The following is a 25,094-nucleotide window of genomic DNA, read 5'->3' as shown; positions in this document are numbered from 1 at the left end:
GTCATGGCCGAGAACGTCACCATCGCGCGCCCCTATGCCGATGCCGCCTTCGAGCTGGCTCGCGGGGCAGGTGCGCTGGGGCCTTGGTCGGAAGCGCTGGATCGGCTCGCCTCCGTGGCGGCCGATCCCGACATGCAGGCGTGCATCAAGAACCCCAACCTTTCTGCCGCACAGCTCGACAAGCTGATGCAGGAAGTCACGGGTGAACTGACCGCCGAACAGCAGAACTTCGTTCGTGTCCTCATCGACAACGAACGCCTGCTGGTGCTTCCGGAGATCCGTGACCTGTTCGTTGCACTCAAGAACGAACACGAAGGCGTCCTGGAGGCGGAGATCGCCTCTGCCTTCCCGCTCGACGATGCAGCGCTGGCTGCGTTGAAGGCGGACCTCGAAGCTCGCTTCAAGGCCGCGATCAACGTAACTGTCAGCCTGGACCCCGAACTCATCGGTGGGGTCCGCATTGCCGTCGGCGACGAAGTCATCGACGCCTCGGTCCGCGGCAAGCTCGCGAACATGGCCGCTGCGCTTAAGAACTAGGAGCATACATATATGCAACTCAACCCCTCTGAAATCAGTGATCTGATTAAGAGCCGGATCCAGAACCTGCAGCTCGCCGCCACGTCGCGTAACGAGGGCACGGTCGTCTCCGTGACCGACGGCATCTGCCGCGTCCACGGCCTGACCGACGTCATGCAGGGCGAAATGCTGGAATTCCCTGGCAACACCTTCGGCATGGCGCTCAACCTCGAGCGTGACTCCGTTGGCGCGGTGGTCCTCGGCGAATACGAGCACATCACCGAAGGCGACACCGTCAAGGCCACTGGCCGCATTCTCGAAGTGCCCGTCGGCCCCGAGCTGGTCGGTCGCGTCGTGAACGCCCTGGGTCAGCCGATCGACGGCAAGGGCCCGATCAACGCCAAGCTCACCGACAAGATCGAAAAGGTCGCGCCGGGCGTCATCGCCCGCCAGTCCGTTTCGCAGCCGGTGCAGACCGGCCTGAAGTCGGTTGACTCCATGGTGCCGATTGGCCGCGGCCAGCGCGAGCTGATCATCGGCGACCGTCAGACCGGCAAGACCGCGGTTGCGGTTGACGCGATCATCAACCAGAAGGGCCAGGACATGTACTGCGTGTACGTGGCCATCGGCCAGAAGGCTTCGACCGTCGCCAACGTCGTGCGCAAGCTGGAAGAGAACGGCGCGATGGAGTACACCATCGTCGTCGCCGCTACCGCGTCGGAATCGGCCGCCATGCAGTATCTGGCCGCCTACGCCGGTTGCACCATGGGCGAGTACTTCCGCGACCGCGGCATGGACGCGCTGATCGTTTATGACGATCTGACCAAGCAGGCCTGGGCTTACCGTCAGGTATCCCTGCTGCTGCGCCGTCCGCCGGGCCGTGAAGCCTACCCGGGCGACGTGTTCTACCTGCACTCCCGTCTGCTCGAGCGTGCCGCGCGCGTGAACGCCGACTACGTCGAGAAGTTCACCAACGGCGAAGTCAAGGGCAAGACCGGTTCGCTGACCGCCCTCCCGGTCATCGAGACCCAGGCCGGCGACGTGTCCGCGTTCGTTCCGACCAACGTGATCTCGATTACCGACGGCCAGATCTTCCTCGAGACCGACCTCTTCAACGCCGGTATCCGTCCCGCGATCAACGCCGGTATCTCGGTGTCCCGCGTCGGTGGTGCTGCGCAGACCAAGGTCGTCAAGAAGCTGTCCGGCGGTATCCGTACCGACCTCGCGCAGTACCGCGAGCTCGCCGCCTTCGCTCAGTTCGCTTCCGACCTGGACGATGCGACCCGCAAGCAGCTCGAGCGCGGCCGCCGCGTGACCGAACTGATGAAGCAGGCCCAGTACGCACCGATGTCGATCGCCGACATGGCCATCGTGCTTTACGCGGTCAACAACGGCTACTTCGACGATGTCGATGTCGCACGTGTGCTGCCGTTCGAAGCCGCGCTGCTGCAGTTCGTCAAGACCAAGCAGGCTGACCTGGTCTCCTCGATCCTGAGCAAGAAGGAACTGGACGCCGACGGCGAAAAGACCCTGGCTGCCGCGATCGCCGAGTTCAAGAAGAGCTGGGCCTAAGACTGGCGAGGGAGACGGAATATGGCTAGCGGTAAGGAAATCCGTACCAAGATCAAGAGCGTGCAAAACACGCGCAAGATCACCAAGGCCATGGAGATGGTGGCCGCGTCCAAGATGCGCAAGGCGCAGGACCGGATGCGCGCTGCCCGCCCCTTTGCCGAGAAGATCCGCCGACTCGCCGCGAACCTGTCCCAGGCCAATGTGACCGACTACAAGCACCCGTTCCTGGTCCGCAAGGACCAGGTGAGGCGGGTGGGGCTGATCCTGGTGACCACCGACAAGGGTTTGTGCGGTGGTCTCAACACCAACGTCCAGCGTATCGCGCTCAACGCGATGAAGGACTGGGAGTCCGCCGGCGTGACCGAGATCCGTGCCTGCTGCATCGGCAACAAGGGTCTGGGCTTCATGCAGCGCATGGGCGCCAAGGTGGTGTCGAACGTCACCCAGTTGGGTGACACGCCGCACCTGGAAAAGCTGATCGGTCCGGTCAAGGTCATGCTCGACGCGTTCCAGAACGACGAGCTCGACGCGGTCTACATCGCTTACACCCGCTTCGTGAACACCATGAAGCAGGAGCCGGTACTCGAGCAGGTTCTGCCGCTCACCGGCGAGAAGCTGGGCACGCCCGAGAGCTCCTGGGACTACCTCTACGAGCCGGATCCGCAGGTCGTCATCGACGAGCTGCTGGTGCGTTACGTCGAGGCGCTGGTCTATCAGGCCGTGGCCGAGAACATGGCATCCGAACAGAGCGCGCGCATGGTGGCAATGAAGGCCGCTTCCGACAATGCCAAGAACGTGATTGGCGAGCTTCAGCTGGTCTACAACAAGACCCGCCAGGCTGCGATCACCAAGGAGCTGTCGGAAATCGTCGGCGGCGCCGCCGCGGTGTAACGGATTATTGATTTAAGGATATGACGATGAGTCAAGGTACGATCGTTCAGTGCATCGGCGCCGTGGTGGACATTCAGTTCCCGCGCGATTCGATGCCCAAGGTGTATGACGCCCTGAAGCTCGAGGACGCTGCCGACTCCTTCGCCGAAGCTGGCCTGACCTTCGAGGTCCAGCAGCAGCTCGGTGATGGCGTGGTGCGTACCATCGCGCTGGGTTCCTCCGACGGCCTGCGCCGCGGCATGAAGGTTTCCAACACCGGCAAGCCGATCTCGGTGCCGGTTGGCCACGGCACGCTGGGCCGCATCATGGACGTGCTGGGTCGCCCGATCGACGAAGCCGGCCCGATCGAGACCGACGAGCTGCGCGCGATTCACCAGAAGGCGCCGAAGTTCGACGAGCTGTCGCCGTCGGTCGAGCTGCTCGAAACCGGCATCAAGGTTATCGACCTGATCTGCCCGTTCGCCAAGGGCGGCAAGGTGGGTCTGTTCGGTGGCGCCGGCGTCGGCAAGACCGTGAACATGATGGAGCTGATCAACAACATCGCGAAGCAGCACTCCGGTCTGTCGGTGTTCGCTGGCGTGGGTGAGCGTACCCGTGAGGGCAACGACTTCTACCACGAGATGAAGGACTCCAACGTTCTCGACAAGGTTGCGATGGTGTTCGGTCAGATGAACGAGCCCCCGGGCAACCGTCTGCGCGTGGCGCTGACCGGTCTGACCATGGCCGAGCGCTTCCGTGACGAAGGCCGCGACATCCTGTTCTTCGTGGATAACATCTACCGCTACACCCTGGCCGGTACCGAAGTGTCCGCGCTGCTGGGTCGTATGCCGTCCGCGGTGGGTTACCAGCCGACGCTGGCCGAAGAAATGGGCCGTCTGCAGGAGCGCATCACCTCGACCAAGGTTGGCTCGATCACCTCGATCCAGGCCGTGTATGTGCCGGCGGATGACTTGACCGACCCGTCGCCCGCTACCACCTTCCTGCACCTCGACTCCACCGTCGTGCTGTCGCGTGACATCGCCGCGCTGGGTATCTACCCGGCCGTTGATCCGCTCGACTCCACCTCGCGCCAGCTCGATCCGCTGGTCGTGGGCGAAGAGCACTACGGTGTAGCCCGCCAGGTTCAGCAGACCCTGCAGAAGTACAAGGAACTGCGCGACATCATCGCGATTCTGGGCATGGACGAACTGTCGCCGGAAGACAAGCTCTCCGTGGCTCGTGCGCGTAAGATCCAGCGCTTCCTGTCGCAGCCCTTCCACGTTGCGGAAGTGTTTACCGGCTCGCCGGGCAAGTACGTCTCGCTGAAGGACACGATCAAGGGCTTCAAGATGATCGTCAGCGGCGAGCTGGACAGCCTGCCGGAACAGGCTTTCTACATGGTCGGCAACATCGACGAGGCCATCGAGAAGGCCAAGAAGCTCCAGTAACGAGGCTGCCCGCGCGCCACGTGTGTGGTGCGCGGGACATCAAGGGGAAACACTATGGCTATGACGGTTCACGTCGACATCGTCAGCGCGGAAGAGCAGATCTTCTCCGGGCTGGCGGAATTCGTCGCGCTGCCTGGCGAGACGGGTGAACTCGGCATCCTGCCTGGTCACATGCCGCTCATGACCCGGATCAAGCCGGGCGCCGTGCGTGTGCGTGCCCAGAACGCAACCGAAGACGAACTGGTTTTCGTTGCGGGTGGCCTGCTGGAAGTTCAACCGGGTCTGGTGACGGTGCTTGCCGACACCGCGATCCGCGGCAAGGATCTCGACGAAGCGAAGGCGCTCGAAGCCAAGCGCAAGGCCGAGGAAGCCATGGCCAACCAGACCGCGCGTCTGGACTATGCCAAGGCCCAGGCCGAGCTGATGGAAGCGGTGGCGCAACTTGCCGCCATCCAGCGTCTGCGCAAGCGCGGGCACTGAGCGGGCTGCCCTGTACCAAGGTACAAGGCGCCGGACAACAAAAAAGCAGCTCTGCGGAGCTGCTTTTTTGCTTTCTGCGCCATGAGCGCCGCGCAGGCGCAAAGGCTGTTCAACGCCGACGGCGGCTTTCGAGGCGCTGCAACCGCTTGTCCAGCCTGGCCAGATCGTCGCGCAGTGCGATGAGCGCCTGCGCATGTTCTGGCAGGGCATGACGCGATACCAGCAGTGGCGCCTCTTCGGTGAGGTACTCGGCCAGCGTACCGCCCGCGCGCTGTGCAGAGCGCCGGCCTTGATCCATCAGCTGCTTGCCGCCTTCGACTAGGCGGTGAGCGGCAATGTCGCCGAACAGGCGTGCCAGGTCTTCCTCGGCGTCCCAACGTAAATGACGGAAAACGAAGCCGAGCGCTTCGGCAAACTCGGCGTTGCCCTCGATGCGCACGTGGCGCATGGCGGTCTCCAGCCCGTCTACCAGTAGGCGTGGAAGCTCGCCAACCAACAGGTGAAGGCTGACATCCGGCGCCTGGGCGGCGCTCCATTCGGCCAGATAGCCGTCCGCTGCAATACAGAAATCGATGTCGCCCAGAGGTTGCACCGACAGGCGTGCAGTCTGTCCCGCGTGGGCCTGCAGGCGCGCACGCGCCCATCCTGCCTGCGAGAGAAGGTGGTTGGTGGCGGTCAGGAAGACGCTTGACAGCATGGGAAGCCCCAAAAGCAAAGGAGGCACGCCAAGGTGCCTCCAGTCACGGGTGTGAGATCAGTTGCCGATCACTGCGTCTGCTGGACGCCAGCAATCAGCCAGCCACCTTCGCCGCTGATCGGCTTGGTGAGGTGCCAGATCTCGTCGAACGCCACAGGTGCGGCGTCAGCCTCTTCGCGCAGCAAGCCGGTGAAGCGCACGCTCACGATGTAGCGGTTGTCGGCCTCCTCCACATCGATGACCTCGGCGTTGAGCTCGACGACGTCGGTGCGCTGTTCGGCGCCGCGGCGCTCGTTGAGTTGCATGCACAACTCGGCGAACACCTCGGGCGTGGTGAATTCGCGCAGGTCGTCCAGGTTGCCGGCGTCGTTCGCTGCCTGCAGGCGGATGAAGTTCAGCTTGGCCTGACGGGCGAAGCCGTCGGCGTCGAAGCCGGAGGCGACGGCCTTTTCGAGGCCGCTGGCTGCGACTGCTCCAGCTTCACCGCTGCCGCCGAACGGCTGCTGGGCCTGGAAGGCGGTGGTGCCGGCCGGGCTCGCCGCAGCGCCGGCGGAGGCGCCTGCGTACTGCATGCGGTTGGGCTGCGTACCGGCAGCCGCACCACGGCGGAAGATCATGCGGAAGATGAAGAAGGCGGCAGCAGCCAGCAGCAGGATCATGAAGAAGTTGGCAAAGCCTTCGCCCAGGCCCAGGTGCGAGAACAGGGCGGCCAGGCCGAGACCGGCGGCGAGGCCGGCGATCGGGCCCATCCAAGAGCGGCTCTGCGCGGCCGGTGCAGCGGCCCCCTGGCGCGGTGCCTGTTGCGTGGCAGCGGGTTGGCGCGGCTGGGCCGGCGGCGTGGCCTGGCGCTGCATGCCGAAGCTGCTGCCGCCGCCGAGGCGCTTGGCTTCGGCCTCAGGGATCACGAAGGCAAACGAGGCGATCGCGAGGACGAGGGTCATGAAGAAGGATTTCATTGGTACGTGGTCTCCGGTTTCAAAGCTTGTATCCGCGGTGCAGCGCAACGACGCCTGCACTGAGGTTGAAGTAGTCGACTCGGGAGAGCCCGGCTTGTTCCATCATCGACTTCAATTCTTCCTGGCCAGGATGCATGCGGATCGATTCGGCCAGGTAGCGGTAGCTGTCGGCGTCGTTCGCCACCTTTTGCCCCATCCAGGGCAGCAGCTTGAAGGAGTACAGGTCATAGAACGGTGACAGCGGCTTCCACACCCGCGAGAACTCGAGTACCAGCAGGCGGCCGCCCGGACGCAGCACGCGGCGCATCTCGGCGAGCGCGACGTCCTTGTGCGTCATGTTGCGCAGGCCGAAGGCGACGGTGACGCAGTCGAACCAGTCGTCGGGGAAGGGAAGCTTTTCGGCGTTGCACTGCGCCACGGGCATTGCGAATCCGTGGTCGACGAGACGGTCGCGGCCACGCGAGAGCATCGCGTGATTGATGTCCGTGAGCCAGACCTGGCCCTTGCGGCCGACCTTGCGCGAAAACGCCAGCGAGAGGTCTGCGGTGCCGCCGGCAACGTCGAGTACGCGGTCGCCTTCGCGCACGCCCGACACCTGAATGGCGAAGTGCTTCCAGACGCGGTGCAGTCCGAGCGACATCAGGTCGTTCATGATGTCGTACTTCTGGGCAACCGAGGAGAATACCTCGGCGACCTTCTTTTCCTTCTGTTCCTCGGCGACGGTTTCGAAGCCGAAGTGCGTGGTCTTGTCGCTCATGCCGTTCTCAGTGGTGATGGCCGCAGCCGCCCGCCTTGGGAGCAGCTGCCGGTACCAGGGCGGGGTCGCGCGTGCCGCCTTGTTGCTCGAGGCGCTCGAGGTAGGCCGCCCACAGGGCCTCCTGCTCGCGTCCGAGGCCGTAGAGGTAGTCCCAGGAGTACAGGCCGCTGTCGTGGCCGTCCGAAAATACCGGCTTGATCGCGTAGTTTCCGACCGGCGAGATGTCGACGATATCGATGTCGCGCTTGCCCTGCTGCAGCGTCTCCTGGCCCGGTCCGTGGCCGCGGACCTCGGCAGAAGGGGAATAGACGCGCAGGAACTCGAAGGGCAGCTGGAAGCGGCTGCCGTCGTCGAAGGCGATCTCGAGCGTCCTGGACTTGCGGTGTACCGTGATGTCGGTGGGAGTCGGCGTGTTCTGGTCGAGTCCGGCCATGGCTTGAATCCCGATTATGGGGTCACAATCATACCCGAATCGGAGGCTGCTCGTTCCGGGGTTGGCTTGCGTGAGGGGCGCGGGATCGTGGGTGCGGGTATTGCATTGCGATGACGTGTCATGAAAGCGTCAAAGAGCTGCAATACACTGCCGCTGCTGCTAACAGGGAGTTCAGGCATGCCAGCGAACATATTGCTTGTGGAAGACGAACCGGCGATTCAGGAGCTCATCGCGGCAAACCTGAGCCGTGCGGGGCACCATGTGGTGCGCGCCGCGGACGCGGAGACGGCGCATCGTATCGTGCGCGAGGCCTTGCCGGATCTCGTGCTGCTCGACTGGATGCTACCGGGCGCTTCAGGGATCGAGTTTGCCCGCCGCCTGCGTGCCGAGGAGCGCACCCGCGACATTCCGATCATCATGCTCACCGCGCGTGGCGAGGAGCAGGACAAGGTGACCGGCCTCGAGACCGGTGCTGATGACTACATCACCAAGCCCTTCAGTCCGCGCGAACTCGTCGCCCGCATCAAGGCGGTGCTGCGCAGGCGCGCACCGCAGGCGACCGAGGATGCGGTGGAGCTTGGCGGCTTGCGCCTGGACCCGGCCACGCACCGCGTCAGTGCGGGTGAAACCGCACTCTCACTCGGCCCGACCGAGTTCCGCCTGCTGCATTTCCTGATGACGCATCCCGAGCGTGTCCACTCCCGTGCCCAACTGCTCGACCAGGTTTGGGGCGATCATGTTTTCGTCGAGGAGCGCACGGTGGATGTCCACATCCGGCGCCTGCGTTGCGCACTCGAGCCGACCGCCCACGACGCCTTGATCCAGACCGTGCGCGGAAGCGGCTACCGCTTCTCGGTGCATGCGCCGCTGGCATCGAACGCGTCATAATCGTGCCTTCGCTCTCGCGTGGGAATGGCGTGATCCATCGATCGACTCGAAACATCGGGGTGGCCGCGGTGGCGCCATTTGTCGCCGTGCTCGTACTGGCGATGCTCGCTGCGGCTTTGCGCGGCAGCGATGCCGCGCTGGCGCTGCTCATGATCGGTTTCGTGGCTGCGGCTATGCTGCTCGCGCGCAACCTGCGTCTCCTCGTCGAGTGGGCGCGCCAGCCGGTCGGTACGCCACCACCACAGGGCGAGGGGCTGTGGGGGACGGTATTCGCCGAGATCGGCGAGCGCCTGCAGCGCGAATGCGACGTCAAGGAGAAGCTGTCGGCCGAACTGGCCCGCTTCCAGCACGCCGCGCAGGCCATGCCCGATGGGGTGCTGTATCTCGATGAGGACGATGCCATCGAGTGGATGAACCCGATGGCCGAGCAGCATTTCGGGCTCGATCGTCGCAAGGATCTGCGCAGCCCGCTGCCCAACCTGGTCCGCCAGCCCGAGTTCGCAGCCTATCTTGCGTCCAGGGATTATTCCGAGCCTCTCGTGCTGCATGCCCTGCGGCGACGGGATGGCACTCTCCAGGTACTGGTCATTCCGTTCGCGGGCAAGCAACGCATGGTGCTGTCGCGCGATGTATCGCAGCTCGAGCGCCTGGAGAACGTACGCCGCGACTTCGTGGCCAACGTCTCGCACGAGATGCGCACGCCCCTGACCGTGGTGGGGGGCTTCCTCGAGACGCTGATCGATGGGCTCGACGATTTTTCACGCGAAGACGTCATCCACTTCCTGACCCTGGCCAGCGAGCAATCCACGCGCATGCAGCGTCTCATCGAGGAGCTGCTTACCCTGTCCGCACTCGAGACCGGTGCGCCGGCCCAGATCGACGACGAGCCGGTCGATGCGGTGGGCTTGGTGCGTGAGGTGGCGGCCGAGGCTGAACTGCTGTCGGCCGGGCGCCACACGCTGAGTCTGGTGGTCGAAGGCGAGGCAGCCCTGCTTGGCAGCCGCAAGGAGCTTCACAGTGCGTTCTCCAACCTGGCAAGCAACGCGGTACGCTACACCCCGGCCGGAGGACATATAGAGATCGGCTGGCGCGCCGGGCTGGAGTGCGGTGAGTACTGGGTTCGTGACGACGGAATCGGTATCGATCCGGCTCATATCCCGCGCCTGACCGAACGCTTCTATCGTGTCGATCGCGGGCGTTCGCGGGAGACGGGCGGAACCGGGCTCGGACTGGCGATCGTCAAGCACATCGTGACCCGGCACCAGGGCGAGCTCGTCATCGAAAGCGAACTCGGCAAGGGCAGCCGCTTCGCGATGCGTTTTCCTGCGCCGCGACTCAGGATGCAGCGCCCGTAACGTCGGTGAAGCTGCACTGGTCGAAGTTGGGGCCGCGCAGCAGCAGCTTGTCGAGTTCGATCATGCGGGTGGCTGCGCCATCGCGCAGTTCGACCACGCGCGCCTTGCGGAACCACTGTGCGGGCAGTACCACCGACTCAGCGGCCTTGAGTGCAGGCGTGGCCGGCAGCAGAAAAGCCTGGTGGTAGGGGTCCCTGCTCGCGGCCGATGAAGGTCGTGCGGCGACTACGCGCGGCATGCCCGCCAGCACGTTGATGCCGAGTTCCAGCGCGCCGTCGTCGCGGAACATCATCCAGCAGATGTCGGCAAGCAGGAAAGCCTGTCCGTCGGGCGGCCGGATGGCGACGAGCTGATGATGTTCCAGGCGGGCCTGGTCGCCGTCACGCAGCAGCTGGAGTCTGAAGCCGCCGACGGACTGGTCGAGGAGGGTCCACGATGCCGCCTCCAGGCCAAGCAGGGCGGCTTGCTCGCGGCGGCGCCGGGCCAGCTTTTCCGGGGTGTCGATCTCGGGCACGAGTTCGCCGAAGGTCAGCAGCGAAATGTCGTCGCGCAGTGCCCCGATGTGGCGTCCACCATTCGGCTGCTGGAAGACTTCGCCCTGGATGAGGTAGCCCATGGCCAGCCAGTCGCCGGACAGCGCCACCTCGCCCGTCTTGTTGCGGCGCGGGAAGCGCCGCCCTGCGCTGGCCAGCCCCCACGGCCGGTAGAGCGACAGCAGCAGCCGGCCGGCGTCGGCCGTCGAGCAGTCCTTGCCGAGGCCGAGTGATGCGGGTTTGGCGCCATGGCGGAACTGCGCCATCACGGCCTGAATCTGTGTCGCCAGTGTCGAGCCGTCGAAGCGGAGCAGGGTTGCGGTGCGCGAAAGCAGGCCGAGCGGGCGCAGGCCCAGGTCGGAGTCGAGCTCCACACCGTAGGTTGTCGATTTGGCTTCGTCGATGTGCTCATCGAGCGTGCAGTAGGGGGCAAAGCGCTGCGCCCAGCGCAGCACCCACCTGAGCTCCCGTTCACTGCGGCCATAGGGATTTGCCAGGTCGACGAGGAGGATCGCGACGTAGGTTTCGCGCGGACTCTGGGCGTGCCAGGTCTCGTTGAGCGGCTCGGCAACGCGGATCTCGGCGAGCCCCGCATGCAGTGCCGCGCCATAGGCCTCGTGCACGGTGTGCCACATGCCGGGCTCGAGCGCGCGGTGCGCCCTGAAGTACTCGAACAGGGCAAGGCCGGCGTAGAAGATCCGGCGTTCCGCGAGGAGCGGGCGCTGGTCCTCCAGGGTGCCCTCGTCGGCGTCCCGTTCGGCGATGTGCGCATACGACCGCGCCACGTCCTGCCACAGCGCAACCACCTCGTGCAGGGTGCGGTTCTCGTCACCGTCCGGCGGCAGCGGGCGGGCCGCATAGCGCCCCCCCAGCTCGGTCTGGACGAAGTCGAGCGCTTCGCGCGCAGCCTCCAGAACCTCGAGGTGCTGGTTGGGGGCGGGCTTGCCCTCGAGCAGGCCGCGAATGATCAGGCCGAGCGTTTCATGCGTCGCGTGGACGTCGACTGTGCGCAGATTCCGCAACTGCTCCAGGCAGAAGGAGGGCTGGGTGTAGTCCATGAGGTCGGATTCGATATGCACGGCTGGGTAGTCAGTGGGACCGCGGGCCCAGCGCCGCCTCGATCGCACGCGCCAGTGCGACCGCCTCGGCGCCCGCATGTGCGATGCCTTCGCGCTGGGGAGCGCCCCAGATGGACTCGGGGTAATGGCGGTCGTCCCGGTAGCGCGGTATGACGTGCCAGTGAAGGTGCGGCACCATGTTGCCGAAGCTCGCGAGGTTGATCTTGTCCGGGTGCAGGAGCCCGCGCAGCGCACTCTCGGTCGCCATCACGATGTCGAGCAGGTGCTGGCGGTCGGCGGGCATGAGGTCGGTCATCTCGGCCACATGCTCACGCCACACCACGCGGCAAAAACCGGGGTGGGCTGCGTCATCGACACGGATGACCCGGCAGCGATCGTCTTCCCAGACGACTTGCTCCGGGGGCAGGGAGCACAGAGGACAGTCCATGCGCGTCTTCGATCCTGGAATTTGGAGTCACGGACCTACACTTTAACCCGTCGCCATGATTATGGACGAGGAACTGTTACGCGTTATGGGAGCTGTCGCCTGCCGCCGTGCGCGGATAGTCCTGAGCGACCGTCGCGCCCGGGCCGAGTTCGACCGGATGGCCGTTCTGGAACGCGATCAGTGTGCCGGCGGGAATGTCGTTCCACGCCTCGTTGTCGGTGAGTGCAGTGGTGGCGATGACGGCGACGCGGTCCTCGGGCGTGGTCACCTCGTTGAAGTCGACCGTGAGGTCCTCGTCGGACAGATGTGCAAGCGGGAATGGCGCCTGGCGCACGATGTAGCACAGGCGCGACGAGCAATGCACGAACAGCCAGTCGCCGTCCGAGAGCAGGAAGTTGAACTCGCCGAGGCGGCCGATCTCGCAAGCCAGCTCGCGCAGCGCCGCGAACAGCGCCTCGGGTGTCGGTGCGCCGTCGCCGAAGCGCTGGGCCAGCGTGTCCATGATGAAGCAGAAGGCGAGTTCCGAATCGGTCGTGCCGACGGGGGTAAAGCGTCCGGACAGCGACGGGGCGAAGTCCTTCAGGTTGCCATTGTGGGCAAAGATCCAGTAGCGGCCCCACAGCTCGCGCTGGAAGGGGTGGGTGTTCTCCAGCCGCACCTCGCCCTGCGTCGCCTTGCGGATGTGGGCGATGACGTTCAGTGAGCGGATCGGGTAGTGCTTGACCAACTCCGCCACCGGCGAGTGTGCGCTGGGGGCGGGGTCGAGGAAGACGCGTACCCCACGCCCTTCGAAGAAGGCGATGCCCCAGCCGTCGCGGTGGTGGTCGGTGAGGCCACCGCGCGCGCGAAAGCCCGAAAACGAAAAGCAGATGTCGGTCGGCACGTTGCAGTTCATGCCCAGCAACTGGCACATCGTCTAACCCTCCGTTCTCGTCAGCCTTCGACGTCAGCTGCCGAGCTTCTTCCTGAGCAGCTCATTGACCTGCGCCGGGCTGGCCTTGCCCTTGCTGGCCTTCATGACCTGGCCCACGAGCGCGTTGAAGGCCTTGTCCTTGCCAGCGCGGAACTCATCCACGGATTTCTGGTTGGCGGCGAGAACCTCGTCGATCATCGCTTCGATCGCGCCGCTGTCGGTGACCTGCCTGAGGCCCTGCTTGTCGATGACTTCGTCAGCCGTAGCGCCCTCGCCGTTCCACAGCGCCTCGAACACCTTCTTGCCGATGGCGTTGGAGATGGTGTTGTCGGCAATGCGTGCGACCAGCCCGGCCAGCTGCGCGGGCGACACCGGTGAGTCGGTGATGTCGAGCTCGGCCTTGTTGAGGCGGGCGGCGAGGTCGCCCATCACCCAGTTGGCGCAGAGCTTGGGCAACTGAGCGGCCAGCGCCGTGCCTGCGGCCGACACCGTGGCCTGGTAGAAGTCGGCGACTTCCTTGGACGCGGTGAGCGTGGTGGCATCGTAGGCGGACAGGCCCCAGTCGTCCATGAAGCGCGCCTTCATCGCCACCGGCAATTCGGGCATCGCAGCCTGCACGCGCGCTTTCCAGTCCGGGGAGATCATCAGCGGCAGCAGGTCGGGGTCGGGGAAGTAGCGGTAGTCGTGGGCGTCTTCCTTGCTGCGCATCATGCGCGTCTCGCCCGTGTCGGGGTCGAACAGGACCGTGGCCTGCTGGATGCGGCCGCCGTCCTCCAGGGTGTCGATCTGCCACTGAACTTCAAAGTCGATGGCCTGTTGCAGAAAGCGGAAGGAATTGAGGTTCTTGATCTCACGCCGGGTGCCGAATTCGGTCGCGCCCTTCTTGCGCACCGACACGTTGGCGTCGCAGCGGAACGAGCCCTCCTGCATGTTGCCATCGCAGATGTCGATCCAGCGTACCAGCGCGTGCAGCGTGCGGGCGTAGGCCACGGCTTCGGCAGCGGAGCGCATGTCGGGCTCGGAGACGATCTCGAGCAGTGGCGTGCCGGCGCGGTTGAGGTCGATACCGGTCATGCCGTGGAAGTCCTCGTGAAGGCTCTTGCCGGCGTCTTCCTCGAGGTGGGCACGGGTCAGGCGCACCGTCTTCTCGTAGGCCGCCTCGCCCTCGCCGACGCGGATGGTGATCTCGCCGCCGACCACCACAGGCAGGTCCATCTGGCTGATCTGGTAGCCCTTGGGGAGGTCGGGGTAGAAGTAGTTCTTGCGCGCGAACACGCTCTTCTCGGCCACTTCGGCGCCGATCGCGAGGCCAAAGCGGATCGCGCGCTCGACCGCGCCGCGGTTGAGCACCGGCAGCACGCCGGGCAGGGCGATGTCCACCGCGCTCGCCTGGCGGTTGGCTTCGGCGCCGAAGGCGGTGCTGGCGCCGGAGAAGATCTTGCTGGCGGTGTTGAGCTGGGCGTGGACTTCCAGCCCGATGACGACTTCCCAATCGGATCGGCTCATGGTGTGTTCTCGTGTTGCGTGCGGCCCGCCACCGGGGGTCAGTGGCACTGGCCGTTGGACCGATCGACGATGATCGGCCACAGGTAATCGAAGGCGCCGCGGGTGCAGCGTGCGGCGCAGTTGGCAAAGCCCACGGTGACGGCATTGCCCTGCTCGAAGATGTCCACCGTGCAGCCGTCGTCTGCCTGCAGGCGCACACTTGGCTTTTCGCGCGTCTGCACGAACGGGCCATGGAAGCTGCAGCGGCCGCGCTGCGGGATATCGACCACGGCGCTGAAAGTTTCCACCCGCGATTGCGCCACGGCCAGCGTGATGCGCGTCGCGTAGCCGGCCTCGTCGCGGAAGCTGCAGTCGGAGCGCACCTCGAGCGGGCGCCAGGGCATCGGTCGCAGGCGTGCTCCGGCCGAGCTCGGGCTGGCGAGCGCCTCGTCACTCACGGCGTCGGCAGGCGGCGTACCAGGCTGGGCGCATGCGCCCAGCAGCATCGCTGCTGTCAGCGCTGCGATCCGGCTTGCAGGCTGCCGCCGCTGCATACCCGCTCCGAGGCTCAGGCAGTGCCCGCCGGCCGGCGGGCATGCCAGTCGGTGGCCTGCTGGAAGCGGTGCGCAGCTTGCAGCAGGCGCGCCTCGGCGAAGTAGTCGCCGATCAGTTGCAGGCCCACCGGCAGGCCATCGGCGCCAAAGCCGGCCGGGTGAGACAGCCCGGGCAGGCCGGCGAGGTTGACTGCGATGGTGTAGATGTCCGACAGATACATCTGCACCGGGTCGTCGGACTTCTCGCCTAGGGCCCAGGCGGTGGTCGGCGTGGTCGGGCCGGCGATCACGTCGCAGTGCTGCAGTGCAGCCTGGAAGTCCTGTGCGATCAGGCGGCGCAGGCGTTGCGCCTGCAGGTAGTAGGCGTCGTAGTAGCCGTGCGAGAGCACGTAGGTGCCGACCAGGATGCGGCGCTTGACCTCGGCGCCGAAGCCCTCCGCACGGCTCTTGCTGTACATGTCTGCGAGGTCGCCGTAGTCTGCGGCGCGGTGGCCGTAGCGCACGCCGTCGAAGCGGGACAGGTTGCTCGAGCACTCGGCAGGTGCGATCACGTAATAGGCGGGGATCGCCAGCTTCGCGTTCGGCAGCGACACTTCGACCGTTGTCGCGCCGAGCGCGCGGTACTGGTCGAGCGCCGTCTCGATGGCGGCGCGCACGTCGTCGGCCATGCCCTCGGCGAAGAACTCGCGCGGCAGGCCGATGCGCAGGCCCTCCAGCGGCTTTGCCGCCGCGGGGGCGGCAAGTGCAGCGGCGTAGTCCTCGGTCGGGCGCTCCAGGCTGGTGGAGTCGCGCTCGTCGAAGCCCGTCATCGCCGACAGCAGCAGTGCGCAGTCCTCGGCGCTGGCGCCGAAGGCCCCGGCCTGGTCGAGCGAGGAGGCGTAGGCGATCATGCCGTAGCGGCTCACCAGGCCGTAGCTGGGCTTGATGCCGGTGATACCGCAGAAGGCGGCCGGCTGGCGCACCGAGCCGCCGGTATCGGTGCCGGTGGCGACCGGCACCAGGCGCGCGGCCACGGCAGCGGCGGAGCCGCCCGAAGAGCCGCCGGGCACGCGCGCCGTGTTCCAGGGGTTCTTCACTGCGCCGAAGGCCGAGTTCTCGTTGGACGAGCCCATCGCGAATTCGTCCATGTTGGCCTTGCCCAGGCACACGGCGCCGGCGGCCTTGAGCAGGCTGACGACGTGGGCGTCGTAAGGGCTGACGAAATTGCCGAGCATCTTCGAGCCGCAGGTGGTCAGCACGCCTTCGGTGCAGAACACGTCCTTGTGCGCGAGCGGGATGCCGGTGAGGGCGCCGGCCGTACCGGCAGCGATGCGTTCGTCGGCGGCACGGGCCGCGGCGAGCGCACCGTCGCGGTCGACGGTGATGAAGGCATTGAGGCCCGGGTTGTGAGCGTCGATGCGGTCGAGGAACAGGCTTGCAAGCTCGACGGCGGAGAGCTGCCGCGTATCGAGTGCGCGGCGCAGTTCCGGAAGGGAGGCGTTGATCATGGTCTGGGCGGGCAGGTGGATGCCGCGGTGGCGGCCAACGACGGGGGCAGGACCGCGGGGCGGGTCATTCGATGACTTTCGGCACCAGATAGAGGCCGGCTTCGGTCTGCGGTGCGACCTTCTGGAAGGCGTCGCGGCGGTCTGGCTCGGTGACGAGGTCGGGGCGCAGGCGGGTGGCGAGCTCCTGCGGATGGCTCATCGGCTCGACCCCTTTGGTGTCGACCGCCTGCATCTGCTCGATGAGCTCGAAGATCCCGTTCAGCTTGGCACGGGTGGCGTCCAGTTCGGCGTCGGAGAGCGCGATGCGCGCGAGGCGGGCGATGTGCCCGACTTGATCATTGGACAGCGACATGAGGTAACAAAACCTGCTGAATCCACAAAGGTTTGTAGGTTATCATAATCATCTTTGCCCCGCCTGGGGCTGCACTGCATTGCAGCACGGGCGGGGTTTCGTGTTGCTGCGGGATTCAGGCGATGCGGCACGCGGCTCGACCACTCCACCGGTTTCGGAACCATTCATGTTCGGTTTTCTCCGCTCCTACTTCTCCAACGATCTCGCGATCGATCTCGGCACCGCCAACACCCTGATCTACGTGCGCGGCAAGGGCATCGTCCTCGACGAACCCTCGGTGGTGGCGATCCGCACCGAGGGCGGGCCCAACGCCAAGCGCTCCATCCAGGCGGTCGGTCACCAGGCCAAGCTCATGCTCGGCAAGACGCCCGGCAACATCACTGCCATCCGGCCGATGAAGGACGGCGTGATCGCCGATTTCGTCGTCACCGAGCAGATGATCAAGCAGTTCATCAAGAAGGTGCACGACTCGCGCCTGCTGTCGCCCAGTCCGCGCATCATCATCTGCGTGCCCTGCGGTTCGACCCAGGTCGAGCGCCGCGCGATCCGCGACGCGGCCCTGGCGGCCGGCGCCTCGCAGGTATTCCTGATCGAGGAGCCCATGGCGGCGGCGATCGGCGCCGGCCTGCCGGTGTCGGACGCCACCGGCTCGATGGTGGTCGACATCGGTGGCGGCACCACCGAGGTCGGCGTGATCTCGCTCGGCGGCATGGTCTATGCAGGCAGTGTGCGTGTCGGTGGCGACAAGTTCGACGAAGCCATCGTCAATTACATCCGCCGCAACTACGGCATGCTCATCGGCGAGACCACCGCCGAGAACATCAAGAAGGAAATCGGCTCCGCCTTCCCCGGTTCCGAGGTGCGCGAGATGGAGGTCAAGGGCCGCAACCTGGCCGAGGGCATTCCGCGCAGCTTCACCATCTCGTCCAACGAGATCCTCGAGGCGCTCACCGAGCCGATGAACCAGATCGTGTCCGCGGTCAAGATCGGCCTCGAGCAGACCCCGCCCGAACTGGGTGCCGACATCGCCGAGCGCGGCATGATGCTCACCGGCGGCGGCGCCTTGGTGCGCGACCTCGACCGCCTGCTGATGGAAGAGACCGGCCTGCCGGTGGTCGTGGCCGAGGAGCCGCTGACCTGCGTCGCCCGCGGCTGCGGCATGGCGCTCGACAAGATGGACCAGCTCGCTTCCATCTTCACCTCCGAGTGATGCCCCGCCCCGGCCTGCGCGCCGGGGCCCGGCTTCGCGCCTCAACCTGACGGCCCTGGTTTCTAGCGGATGTCTTTCGTCGGCCATCAGCCTCCTCCGATCTTCAAGCGCGGCCTGGCCCCCCTGGCGCGCCTGTTCATGTTCGTCGCCTTGTGCCTGGTGCTGCTGGTGGCCGACCTGCGCTTCCGCTACCTCGAGGTGGTGCGCAACGGCCTGTCGGTGATCACCTATCCGCTGCAGATGGCGGCTTCCACGCCGGCCGACGTGGTGCGCAATGCCGCGCGCTACTTCGGCACCCTGATCGACGTCCAGCTCGAGAACGCCGAGCTGCGCCGCCACCAGCTCGACGTCGGTGAGCGCCTGTTGCGCTTCGACCATCTCGAGCGCGAGAACGCCGAGCTGCGCGGCCTGCTCGAGATGTCGCAGCGCATCGCCGTACGCAGCGTCGCCGCCGACATCCTCTACAACGCGCCCGACCCCTTCGCACGCAAGGTCATCCTCGATCGCGGCGCGCAGCAGGGCGTGGAGCCGGGGCTGGCGGTGGTCGATGCCCAGGGCGTCATCGGGCAGGTCACGCGTGTGCATCCGATCCAGTCCGAGGTGACGCTGCTCACCGACCGTCGCCAGTCGATTCCGGTGAGCGTGGTGCGCAACGGCGTGCGCGGCGTGCTCTACGGCACCGGTCGCGGCAGCCTGGAGATGCGTCATGTGCTGGCCGACGTCGATATTCAGCCCGGCGACCAGCTGGTGACGTCCGGCCTGGACGGCGTCTATGTGCCGGGCCTGCCGGTGGCGAAGGTGCTCAGCGTCAATCGCGAGGCCGATGCCTTTGCCCGCATCGACTGCGAACCGCTCGCCGCCATCGAGCGCAGTGTGCAGGTGCTGGTGGTGGGGCGTGCGGCGTATCCGCCTCCGCCCCCGGCCTCCGAGCCCGAAGGGAGGCGCTGAGCCATGCAGCCGACCAACCGCTCCAGCCGCATCCTGCTGCCGGTCAAGCTCTGGTTCGTTTACCTGAGCCTGTTCGCGGCACTGGGCCTCGAATACATCCCGACTGGCCGCACCCCCGGCCTGCCCGACTGGGTGGCGCTGGTGCTCGCCTTCTGGTGCGTGCGCGAGCCGCTGCGCATCGGCATGGGCGTGGGCTTCGTGTTTGGCCTGCTGGTCGATGTCGGCCTGGGCGCGGCCATGGGCCAGCATGCGCTGGCCTACGTGGTGCTCGCCTACCTTGCCAACACCCTGGCGCGCCGCGTGCTGTGGTTCCCGTCGTGGCAGCAGGCGCTGCATGTGCTGCCCCTGCTGCTGCTGGCGCAGCTCCTGATGATGGCGGTACGCCTGCTGGCGGGAGGGGAGTTCCCCGGCTGGTCCTATTTCCTGTCGAGCTTCAGCAGTGCGCTGCTGTGGGCGCCGCTGTCCTTCCTGCTGCTGCTGCCGCAATACCAGCCGGTGGAGCGCGATGACAATCGCCCCATCTGAGGCGGGGCGCCGATGACCGAGTTTCGCACACCGGCCGCCGATCTTGCCCGCTTCAGGCTGCGTGTAGTGGTGGCGGCCGTGTTCGTCCTCATCTGCCTCGGCCTGCTCGCGGCACGCTTCCACTTCCTGCAGGTCCAGCGTCACGACTACTTCCTGACCCGCGCCGAAGACAACCGCATCGCGCTGCTGCCGGTGGTGCCGCACCGCGGCACCATTGTCGACCGCAACGGCGTCGTGCTGGCGCGCAACTACGCCACCTACACCCTGGAGATCATGCCTTCCGAGGTGCGCGACCTCGAGGGGACGCTGGCCGAGCTTTCCACCCTGGTGCCGATCGAGCCCCGCGACCTGCGCCGCTTCCGCAAGCTGTTCGAGGAGAGTCGCAACTTCGAGAGCGTGCCGGTGCGCAGCCGGCTCACCGACGAGGAGGTGGCGCGTGTGGTGTCGCAGCGCTACCGCCTGCCCGGGGTGGATGTGCGTGCCCGCCTGCTGCGCGACTACCCCCAGGGCACGACCGCGGCGCATGTGGTGGGCTACATCGGCCGCATCAACGAGCGCGACGTCGAGCGCATCGAGGAGCGCGGCCAGACCGCCAACTATCGCGGCACCCTGCACATCGGCAAGGCCGGCCTGGAACAGTCCTACGAGGCCGAACTGCATGGCACCACCGGCGTCGAGCAGGTCGAAGTCAACGCCAGCGGGCGTGCGGTGCGCGCGCTGTCCCACACCCCGGCCAGTTCGGGCAACGATCTCGAGCTTACCCTGGACATCGAGTTGCAGCGGGTGGCCGAGACTGCCTTCGGCGACCGCCGCGGTGCGCTGGTGGCGATCGAGCCCTCCACCGGCGGCGTGCTCGCCCTGGTATCGATGCCGACCTACGACCCCAACCTCTTCGTCGATGGCATCTCCACGCAGGACTGGCGCGCGCTCAACGAGTCGCCCGACCATCCCCTGCTGCACCGCGCCATCTACTCCACCTATCCGCCAGGCTCCACCTTCAAGCCCTTCATGGCGCTGGCCGGGCTGGAAACCGGCAAGCGCACGGCGAGGCAGGCAATCCACGACGTCGGTTATTTCAACTTCGGCGGCCATCGCTTCATGGATGACAAGATCGGCGGCCACGGCATGGTCGACCTGCACAAGTCGATCGTGGTGTCGTGCAACACCTACTACTACCAGCTCGCCAACGAGCTCGGCATCGAGGGCATCGCCAGCTTCATGGCGCCCTTCGGCTTCGGTGATCGCACCGGCATCGACCTGCCGGGCGAAGCCATCGGTGTGCTGCCGTCCCCGGAATGGAAGCGCAACCGCTTCCGCAAGCCCGAGCAACAGCGCTGGTACGCGGGCGAGACCATCTCGGTCGGCATCGGCCAGGGCTACAACGCCTTCACGCCGCTGCAGCTCGCCAACGCGATGGCAGCCCTGGTCAATGACGGCAAGCTGTTCCGCCCGCACGTGGTCAAGTACGTGGTCGATTCGCGTACCGGCGAGCGGCGGGCGATCGAGCCCGAGCCGCTGCGTGAGATCCCGCTCAAGCAGGCGCATCTCAAGGCCGTGCTGGACGCCATGGTGGATGTAAACAAGAGCGGCACCGGGCGGCGGGCCTTCCAGGGTGCGCCCTACAGCGTTGGCGGCAAGACCGGTACCGCCCAGGTGTTCTCGCTGCGCGGCCAGCGCTATGTCGAGAAGAACGTGCGCGAGCGCCTGCGCGACCACTCCTGGTTCGTCGCCTACGCGCCCGCCGAGAACCCCAAGATCGCGCTTGCCGTGCTGGTCGAGAACGGCGGCTTCGGCTCGCAGTCGGCTGCACCCATTGCCCGCCAGGTGATCGACTACTACCTGCTCGACCAGCGCGCAGGTGCGCCTGCAGCGGAAGACGACAACGCCACCGAGTCCGAGGATGCGGCCAATGGCACAGCGCCGGCGCGTACCGGCGAGGGTGATCCGCCGCCGCGCGAACCTGCTGCGCCCGCCGTGCCGCAGGCAGCATTGGTGCCTGGGCAGCCGACGAGGGTGACGCGATGAACGAGACCCGCTTCAATCCGTTCGCGCTGCTGCGCGCCGCCGTTCGCCCGCTCGACCCGGTGCTGCTGGTGCTGCTCGCCGTGCTGCTGGCGAGCGCCCACATCCTGATGCAGAGCGCCTCGCCCGAGCGTGTCGATTCGCAACTCACCCATTTCGCCATCGCGCTGCTGGGCATGTGGGCGTTGGCGCTGCTCAAGCCGCAGCGCCTGCTCGCGCTGGCGGTGCCACTCTACGTGCTGGGCGTGTTGCTGCTGATCGCGGTGGAGCTGTTCGGCGAGGTGTCGAAGGGTGCGCAGCGCTGGCTGGACCTGGGCGTGGCACGTATCCAGCCCTCGGAACTGATGAAGATCGCCATGCCGTTGATGCTGGCCTGGTTCTTCCAGCAGCGCGAGGCCCAGACGCGGGCGCTGGATTTTTTCGTCGCGGCGGCATTGCTCGTGGTCCCCGTGGCGCTGATCGTGATCCAGCCCGACCTGGGTACCAGCCTGCTGGTGGCGGCCTCGGGTATTTTCGTGATCTTCTTCGCCGGGCTGTCGTGGAAGCTGATCATTCCGTTGGTGGTCGCCGGCGTGATCGGCCTGGGCTCGATCGTCGCCTTCGGCGACACGCTGTGCCAGCCCGAAGTGGACTGGCAGGTGCTGCGCGAGTACCAGAAGCAGCGCGTGTGCACCCTGCTCGACCCCACCCGCGACCCGCTCGGCAAGGGCTTCCACATCATCCAGTCGACGATCGCGATCGGCTCGGGCGGCCTCATGGGCAAGGGATGGATGGATGGCACCCAGACCCACCTTGCCTTCCTGCCCGAGCGCCACACCGACTTCATCTTCGCCGTGCTCGCCGAGGAGTTCGGCCTGATCGGTGCGGTGGCCCTGCTCGTCGTGTACGTGCTCATGCTGCTGCGCGGCTTTCACATTGCTGCCAACGCGCCGACCCATGCGACGCGGCTGCTGGCCGGCGCAATCACGATGATCCTGTTTACCTACGCCTTCGTGAACATGGGCATGGTCAGCGGCATCCTGCCCGTAGTGGGCGTGCCACTGCCCTTCATCAGTTATGGCGGAACTGCACTGGTCACGCTCTGTCTGGGCATCGGTATCCTGATGAGCATCCAGCGCAGCCGCTTTGCAGACAAGACCTGACCTTCGGACGGAAAGATGAATCCGACGCCTTCGACCTCCCCTGCCGGTGCCGCGCGCGCTGCCGGCAGCCGGCTCCTGCCCCTGTCGTTTTGCCTGGCCCTGTTCGCCGGCCTGCTCTCCGGTTGCGGTTCGACCCCCAGGCAGGGCGACGAACCGGTCGCCAGCGCGCCGACGACGCAGCCGGCTGCGCGCGCGCCAGCACCGGCGCGCGCGACGCGTGGCGGGGGCTATTACCTGGACGACGGTCCCGACGACGTGTTGCCCGACGACCTCGACAACATCCCCGATGCCGAGCCTCGCGCGGAGCCTCTGCACCGCTTTGCCAACAGGCCTTACCACGTGATGGGGCAGAGCTTCGTGCCGGTGACCGAAGTGCGCCCTTTCCGCCAGCGTGGCCACGCGAGCTGGTACGGGCGGCGCTTCCACGGCCGGCCGACCTCGAGCGGCGAGCCCTACGACATGTACGCCATGACGGCTGCGCACCCGACGCTGCCGATCCCGAGCTACGTGCGCGTCACCCATCTCGACAACGGGCGTTCGGTGGTGGTGCGGGTCAATGACCGCGGCCCCTTCCTGCGCGGCCGTGTCATCGACCTGTCGTACGCTGCTGCCCACCGTCTGGGCTATATCAACGCCGGCAGCGCGCAGGTGGAGGTCGAGCAGATCCTGCCCGACGAGGCTCCCCTGGTGGCGAGCACGCGGCCGGTACCGCCGCTCGCTGCGCGCGCCGACGAGGGCGTGGTCGCTGCCGGCGAACCGGCGCTGGCCGCACGTGCGCTCGAGCCCCTGCCCGCGCCGGCCGCGTCAGCGGTCGACATGCAGGGCAGCACAGCGCCGGCGCCGACGTCCGCCGCACTCGCAACGGCCGATGGCGCCGGCGGGCTGGTGCCGCCCATCGCATCGGCCAGCGGCGGCATCTTCCTGCAGCTCGGCGCCTTCGCGTCCTACGCCAACGCCGAGGGTTTCCGCGACACCGTGCAGGGCAGGGCGGCGGCGCTGGCCGAGCGCTTCGAGCTGCTCGCCGACGGCGAACGCTTCCGGCTCCATGCCGGTCCCTACGAGTCGGTCGATGCGGCACGCAGCGCCGCCGAGCGCATGGGCAGCCTGCTCAAGCTCAAGCCCTTCGTGGTGGTGCGCTGAGCCAGCGCGGCAGGCGGGATGCAACAAAGCCTTTCGTTTTGGGTCTGTCATCGACCGGCGCCTATAATTGGGCCGCTGCGCCGGGGCCAGCCAGCCAGTGGGGCCGACAGGGCCCCGCGCCGAGCCGCTCGTGCCGCCCCGCGTCTTCCTTCTTCCATTCCCCGGGTTTCGTCATGCGTTTTCTGATCGCCGTTCTTGTCTCGCTGTTTTCGTTGACTGCACTTGCGCAGTCCGTGCCGCCGCCGGTGCTGGCCGCCAATGCCTGGGTCCTGGCGGACCACGCCACCGGCCAGACCCTGGTCGCCAAAGATGCGGACACCCGCATCGAGCCGGCCTCGCTCACCAAGCTGATGACGGCCTATCTCACCTTCTCGGCGCTCAAGGCGGGCACGATCAGCGCCGACCAGGTGGTGCCGGTGTCCGAGCGTGCATGGCGCATGGAGGGCTCGCGCATGTTCATCGAGCCGCGCAAGGAGGTCACGGTCGATGAGCTGATCAAGGGCATCATCGTGCAGTCGGGCAACGACGCCTGCGTCGCCATCTCCGAGCTGATCGCCGGCAGCGAGGAGGCCTTCGCGGCGCTCATGAATCGCGAGGCCCAGCGCCTGGGCATGCGCAACACCAACTTTACCAACTCCACCGGCCTGCCCGATCCGCAGCTCTACACCACCGCCAACGACCTTGCCCTGCTGGCGAGCGCGATCATCCGCGACTTCCCCGAGTACTTCAGCCTGTACTCGATGAAGGAGTTCACCTACAACAACATCCGCCAGCCCAACCGCAACCGCCTGCTGTACATGGACCCCACCGTCGATGGCATGAAGACCGGCCACACCAGCACGGCCGGCTACTGCCTGGTGTCCACTGCCGAGCGCGGCCCCCGCCGCCTGGTGGCGGTCGTGCTCGGCGCCGCCTCGGACACCGTGCGCGCGCAGGAGTCGCTCAAGCTGCTCAATTTCGGCTTCCAGTTCTACGACACGGTCAAGCTCTACAAGGCCGAGGAGGCGCTGTCGCAGTTCCGCGTCTGGAAGGGCAAGGTGAACGAGCTGCCGGTGGGCTTCACCACCGACTTCGTGATGTCGCTGCCCAAGGAATCGGCCGACAAGATCCAGGTCACGCTGGAGAGCCGCCAGCCGCTCGTCGCGCCGATCGAGAAGGGCCAGGAGGTGGGCGTGCTGTCGCTGCGGATCGATGGCGAGCAGATCGGCCAGTACCCTGTGCTTGCCCTCCAGGACGTGCCGGTGGCCGGTTTCTTCGGCCGCCTGTGGGATGCGATCGTGATGTTGTTCAAGCGCCTGTGATCGG

General features: G+C 66.5%; 25 protein-coding genes. 14 read left to right on the top strand and 11 right to left on the bottom strand.

The window, feature by feature from the left end; translation table 11 throughout:
* Window positions 1-3: 3 nt before the first annotated feature.
* The 5 genes from C662_RS04430 to C662_RS04410 are packed head-to-tail and all read left to right on the top strand — an operon-like array spanning window position 4 to window position 4,886.
* Window positions 4-537 (top strand): F0F1 ATP synthase subunit delta, encoded by a 534-nt coding sequence (locus C662_RS04430; RefSeq protein ID WP_002925436.1) that lies wholly within the window; start codon window positions 4-6, stop codon window positions 535-537.
* 12 nt (window positions 538-549) lie between these two features.
* Window positions 550-2,088: a F0F1 ATP synthase subunit alpha gene (gene atpA / locus C662_RS04425; RefSeq protein WP_002925435.1), complete on the top strand. Its 1,539-nt coding sequence runs from the start codon at window positions 550-552 to the stop codon at window positions 2,086-2,088.
* Between the two features lie 21 nt (window positions 2,089-2,109).
* Complete coding sequence (gene atpG, locus C662_RS04420) at window positions 2,110-2,979, top strand: F0F1 ATP synthase subunit gamma (RefSeq protein WP_002925433.1); 870 nt, start codon at window positions 2,110-2,112, stop codon at window positions 2,977-2,979.
* A 26-nt stretch (window positions 2,980-3,005) separates the two neighbouring features.
* The gene (gene atpD, locus C662_RS04415; protein WP_002925431.1) at window positions 3,006-4,406 is read left to right on the top strand and encodes a F0F1 ATP synthase subunit beta; all 1,401 of its coding nucleotides are present in this window, start codon (window positions 3,006-3,008) and stop codon (window positions 4,404-4,406) included.
* A 54-nt stretch (window positions 4,407-4,460) separates the two neighbouring features.
* On the top strand, window positions 4,461-4,886 hold the full coding sequence (locus C662_RS04410) for a F0F1 ATP synthase subunit epsilon (RefSeq protein ID WP_002925429.1): 426 nt from the start codon (window positions 4,461-4,463) through the stop codon (window positions 4,884-4,886).
* Between the two features lie 109 nt (window positions 4,887-4,995).
* Here the strand turns inward: C662_RS04410 and C662_RS04405 are convergent, their stop codons facing one another.
* From C662_RS04405 to C662_RS04390, 4 genes are all read right to left on the bottom strand, one after another.
* Window positions 4,996-5,583 (bottom strand): ubiquinone biosynthesis accessory factor UbiJ, encoded by a 588-nt coding sequence (locus C662_RS04405; protein WP_002925427.1) that lies wholly within the window; start codon window positions 5,581-5,583, stop codon window positions 4,996-4,998.
* 68 nt (window positions 5,584-5,651) lie between these two features.
* Complete coding sequence (locus tag C662_RS04400; protein ID WP_002925425.1) at window positions 5,652-6,539, bottom strand: Tim44 domain-containing protein; 888 nt, start codon at window positions 6,537-6,539, stop codon at window positions 5,652-5,654.
* Between the two features lie 19 nt (window positions 6,540-6,558).
* Window positions 6,559-7,296: a bifunctional demethylmenaquinone methyltransferase/2-methoxy-6-polyprenyl-1,4-benzoquinol methylase UbiE gene (gene ubiE, locus C662_RS04395; RefSeq protein ID WP_002925423.1), complete on the bottom strand. Its 738-nt coding sequence runs from the start codon at window positions 7,294-7,296 to the stop codon at window positions 6,559-6,561.
* Between the two features lie 7 nt (window positions 7,297-7,303).
* On the bottom strand, window positions 7,304-7,729 hold the full coding sequence (locus tag C662_RS04390) for a gamma-butyrobetaine hydroxylase-like domain-containing protein (RefSeq protein WP_002925422.1): 426 nt from the start codon (window positions 7,727-7,729) through the stop codon (window positions 7,304-7,306).
* A gap of 177 nt (window positions 7,730-7,906) precedes the next feature.
* Here C662_RS04390 and phoB point away from each other — a divergent pair, with 177 nt between their 5' ends.
* The gene (phoB, locus tag C662_RS04385) at window positions 7,907-8,617 is read left to right on the top strand and encodes a phosphate regulon transcriptional regulator PhoB (protein ID WP_002925421.1); all 711 of its coding nucleotides are present in this window, start codon (window positions 7,907-7,909) and stop codon (window positions 8,615-8,617) included.
* Window positions 8,618-8,676: 59 nt separating this feature from the next.
* On the top strand, window positions 8,677-9,972 hold the full coding sequence (gene phoR, locus C662_RS04380; protein ID WP_002925420.1) for a phosphate regulon sensor histidine kinase PhoR: 1,296 nt from the start codon (window positions 8,677-8,679) through the stop codon (window positions 9,970-9,972).
* Here the strand turns inward: phoR and C662_RS04375 are convergent.
* The 7 genes from C662_RS04375 to gatC all read right to left on the bottom strand — a co-directional run bounded on the left by C662_RS04375 (window position 9,953) and on the right by gatC (window position 16,802).
* Window positions 9,953-11,563: a hypothetical protein gene (locus C662_RS04375; RefSeq protein WP_002925419.1), complete on the bottom strand. Its 1,611-nt coding sequence runs from the start codon at window positions 11,561-11,563 to the stop codon at window positions 9,953-9,955. The genes phoR and C662_RS04375 overlap by 20 nt on opposite strands.
* Window positions 11,564-11,594: 31 nt before the next feature.
* Window positions 11,595-12,011, bottom strand: coding sequence for an HIT family protein (locus C662_RS04370; RefSeq protein ID WP_002925418.1), 417 nt, complete (start codon window positions 12,009-12,011; stop codon window positions 11,595-11,597).
* 76 nt (window positions 12,012-12,087) lie between these two features.
* Entirely contained in the window at window positions 12,088-12,924 is an 837-nt protein-coding gene (locus C662_RS04365; protein WP_002925416.1) for a class II glutamine amidotransferase, read from the bottom strand.
* 33 nt (window positions 12,925-12,957) lie between these two features.
* Entirely contained in the window at window positions 12,958-14,430 is a 1,473-nt protein-coding gene (gene gatB / locus C662_RS04360) for an Asp-tRNA(Asn)/Glu-tRNA(Gln) amidotransferase subunit GatB (protein ID WP_002925414.1), read from the bottom strand.
* Window positions 14,431-14,468: 38 nt separating this feature from the next.
* Window positions 14,469-14,963: a hypothetical protein gene (locus C662_RS04355; RefSeq protein ID WP_002925412.1), complete on the bottom strand. Its 495-nt coding sequence runs from the start codon at window positions 14,961-14,963 to the stop codon at window positions 14,469-14,471.
* Between the two features lie 14 nt (window positions 14,964-14,977).
* Window positions 14,978-16,450: an Asp-tRNA(Asn)/Glu-tRNA(Gln) amidotransferase subunit GatA gene (gatA, locus tag C662_RS04350; protein ID WP_002925410.1), complete on the bottom strand. Its 1,473-nt coding sequence runs from the start codon at window positions 16,448-16,450 to the stop codon at window positions 14,978-14,980.
* A 64-nt stretch (window positions 16,451-16,514) separates the two neighbouring features.
* On the bottom strand, window positions 16,515-16,802 hold the full coding sequence (gene gatC / locus C662_RS04345; protein ID WP_002925403.1) for an Asp-tRNA(Asn)/Glu-tRNA(Gln) amidotransferase subunit GatC: 288 nt from the start codon (window positions 16,800-16,802) through the stop codon (window positions 16,515-16,517).
* A 166-nt stretch (window positions 16,803-16,968) separates the two neighbouring features.
* On the opposite strand from gatC, the gene C662_RS04340 reads away from it, so the two are divergent.
* The 7 genes from C662_RS04340 (at window position 16,969) to C662_RS04310 (ending at window position 25,090) form a co-directional block, all read left to right on the top strand.
* Window positions 16,969-18,012, top strand: a complete 1,044-nt coding sequence (locus C662_RS04340) for a rod shape-determining protein (RefSeq protein WP_002925399.1) — start codon at window positions 16,969-16,971, stop codon at window positions 18,010-18,012.
* Window positions 18,013-18,081: 69 nt separating this feature from the next.
* On the top strand, window positions 18,082-18,960 hold the full coding sequence (gene mreC, locus C662_RS04335; protein WP_002925397.1) for a rod shape-determining protein MreC: 879 nt from the start codon (window positions 18,082-18,084) through the stop codon (window positions 18,958-18,960).
* A gap of 3 nt (window positions 18,961-18,963) precedes the next feature.
* A complete protein-coding gene (gene mreD / locus C662_RS04330) occupies window positions 18,964-19,485 on the top strand; it encodes a rod shape-determining protein MreD (RefSeq protein ID WP_002925394.1) in 522 nt (173 codons plus the stop codon).
* A 12-nt stretch (window positions 19,486-19,497) separates the two neighbouring features.
* A complete protein-coding gene (mrdA, locus tag C662_RS04325) occupies window positions 19,498-21,510 on the top strand; it encodes a penicillin-binding protein 2 (RefSeq protein ID WP_002925393.1) in 2,013 nt (670 codons plus the stop codon).
* A complete protein-coding gene (gene rodA / locus C662_RS04320; RefSeq protein ID WP_002925390.1) occupies window positions 21,507-22,649 on the top strand; it encodes a rod shape-determining protein RodA in 1,143 nt (380 codons plus the stop codon). Before mrdA ends, rodA begins: the two co-directional genes overlap by 4 nt.
* Before the next feature lie 15 nt (window positions 22,650-22,664).
* Window positions 22,665-23,789 carry a septal ring lytic transglycosylase RlpA family protein gene (locus C662_RS04315; protein WP_002925387.1) on the top strand — a complete coding sequence of 375 codons (1,125 nt, stop codon included), beginning with the start codon at window positions 22,665-22,667 and terminating at the stop codon, window positions 23,787-23,789.
* A 173-nt stretch (window positions 23,790-23,962) separates the two neighbouring features.
* Window positions 23,963-25,090: a D-alanyl-D-alanine carboxypeptidase family protein gene (locus C662_RS04310; RefSeq protein ID WP_002925385.1), complete on the top strand. Its 1,128-nt coding sequence runs from the start codon at window positions 23,963-23,965 to the stop codon at window positions 25,088-25,090.
* The last annotated feature ends 4 nt before the right edge of the window (window positions 25,091-25,094 follow it).

It is taken from the genome of Thauera sp. 28 (genome assembly GCF_000310145.2).
Taxonomy (GTDB): domain Bacteria; phylum Pseudomonadota; class Gammaproteobacteria; order Burkholderiales; family Rhodocyclaceae; genus Thauera; species Thauera mechernichensis.
This window is presented reverse-complemented; position numbering and strand designations above follow the sequence as displayed.

Coding starts and splice junctions, on each gene's coding strand:
- C662_RS04315 (WP_002925387.1), top strand. CDS start 22,665: ATGAATCCGACGCCTTCGACCTCCCCTGCCGGTGCCGCGCGCGCTGCC.
- ubiE (WP_002925423.1), bottom strand. CDS start 7,296: ATGAGCGACAAGACCACGCACTTCGGCTTCGAAACCGTCGCCGAGGAA.
- C662_RS04370 (WP_002925418.1), bottom strand. CDS start 12,011: ATGGACTGTCCTCTGTGCTCCCTGCCCCCGGAGCAAGTCGTCTGGGAA.
- C662_RS04430 (WP_002925436.1), top strand. CDS start 4: ATGGCCGAGAACGTCACCATCGCGCGCCCCTATGCCGATGCCGCCTTC.
- C662_RS04390 (WP_002925422.1), bottom strand. CDS start 7,729: ATGGCCGGACTCGACCAGAACACGCCGACTCCCACCGACATCACGGTA.
- C662_RS04365 (WP_002925416.1), bottom strand. CDS start 12,924: ATGTGCCAGTTGCTGGGCATGAACTGCAACGTGCCGACCGACATCTGC.
- atpD (WP_002925431.1), top strand. CDS start 3,006: ATGAGTCAAGGTACGATCGTTCAGTGCATCGGCGCCGTGGTGGACATT.
- C662_RS04410 (WP_002925429.1), top strand. CDS start 4,461: ATGGCTATGACGGTTCACGTCGACATCGTCAGCGCGGAAGAGCAGATC.
- gatA (WP_002925410.1), bottom strand. CDS start 16,450: ATGATCAACGCCTCCCTTCCGGAACTGCGCCGCGCACTCGATACGCGG.
- mreC (WP_002925397.1), top strand. CDS start 18,082: ATGTCTTTCGTCGGCCATCAGCCTCCTCCGATCTTCAAGCGCGGCCTG.
- phoB (WP_002925421.1), top strand. CDS start 7,907: ATGCCAGCGAACATATTGCTTGTGGAAGACGAACCGGCGATTCAGGAG.
- C662_RS04340 (WP_002925399.1), top strand. CDS start 16,969: ATGTTCGGTTTTCTCCGCTCCTACTTCTCCAACGATCTCGCGATCGAT.
- atpG (WP_002925433.1), top strand. CDS start 2,110: ATGGCTAGCGGTAAGGAAATCCGTACCAAGATCAAGAGCGTGCAAAAC.
- C662_RS04355 (WP_002925412.1), bottom strand. CDS start 14,963: ATGCAGCGGCGGCAGCCTGCAAGCCGGATCGCAGCGCTGACAGCAGCG.
- C662_RS04405 (WP_002925427.1), bottom strand. CDS start 5,583: ATGCTGTCAAGCGTCTTCCTGACCGCCACCAACCACCTTCTCTCGCAG.
- gatC (WP_002925403.1), bottom strand. CDS start 16,802: ATGTCGCTGTCCAATGATCAAGTCGGGCACATCGCCCGCCTCGCGCGC.
- C662_RS04375 (WP_002925419.1), bottom strand. CDS start 11,563: ATGGACTACACCCAGCCCTCCTTCTGCCTGGAGCAGTTGCGGAATCTG.
- C662_RS04400 (WP_002925425.1), bottom strand. CDS start 6,539: ATGAAATCCTTCTTCATGACCCTCGTCCTCGCGATCGCCTCGTTTGCC.
- atpA (WP_002925435.1), top strand. CDS start 550: ATGCAACTCAACCCCTCTGAAATCAGTGATCTGATTAAGAGCCGGATC.
- rodA (WP_002925390.1), top strand. CDS start 21,507: ATGAACGAGACCCGCTTCAATCCGTTCGCGCTGCTGCGCGCCGCCGTT.
- mrdA (WP_002925393.1), top strand. CDS start 19,498: ATGACCGAGTTTCGCACACCGGCCGCCGATCTTGCCCGCTTCAGGCTG.
- mreD (WP_002925394.1), top strand. CDS start 18,964: ATGCAGCCGACCAACCGCTCCAGCCGCATCCTGCTGCCGGTCAAGCTC.
- C662_RS04310 (WP_002925385.1), top strand. CDS start 23,963: ATGCGTTTTCTGATCGCCGTTCTTGTCTCGCTGTTTTCGTTGACTGCA.
- gatB (WP_002925414.1), bottom strand. CDS start 14,430: ATGAGCCGATCCGATTGGGAAGTCGTCATCGGGCTGGAAGTCCACGCC.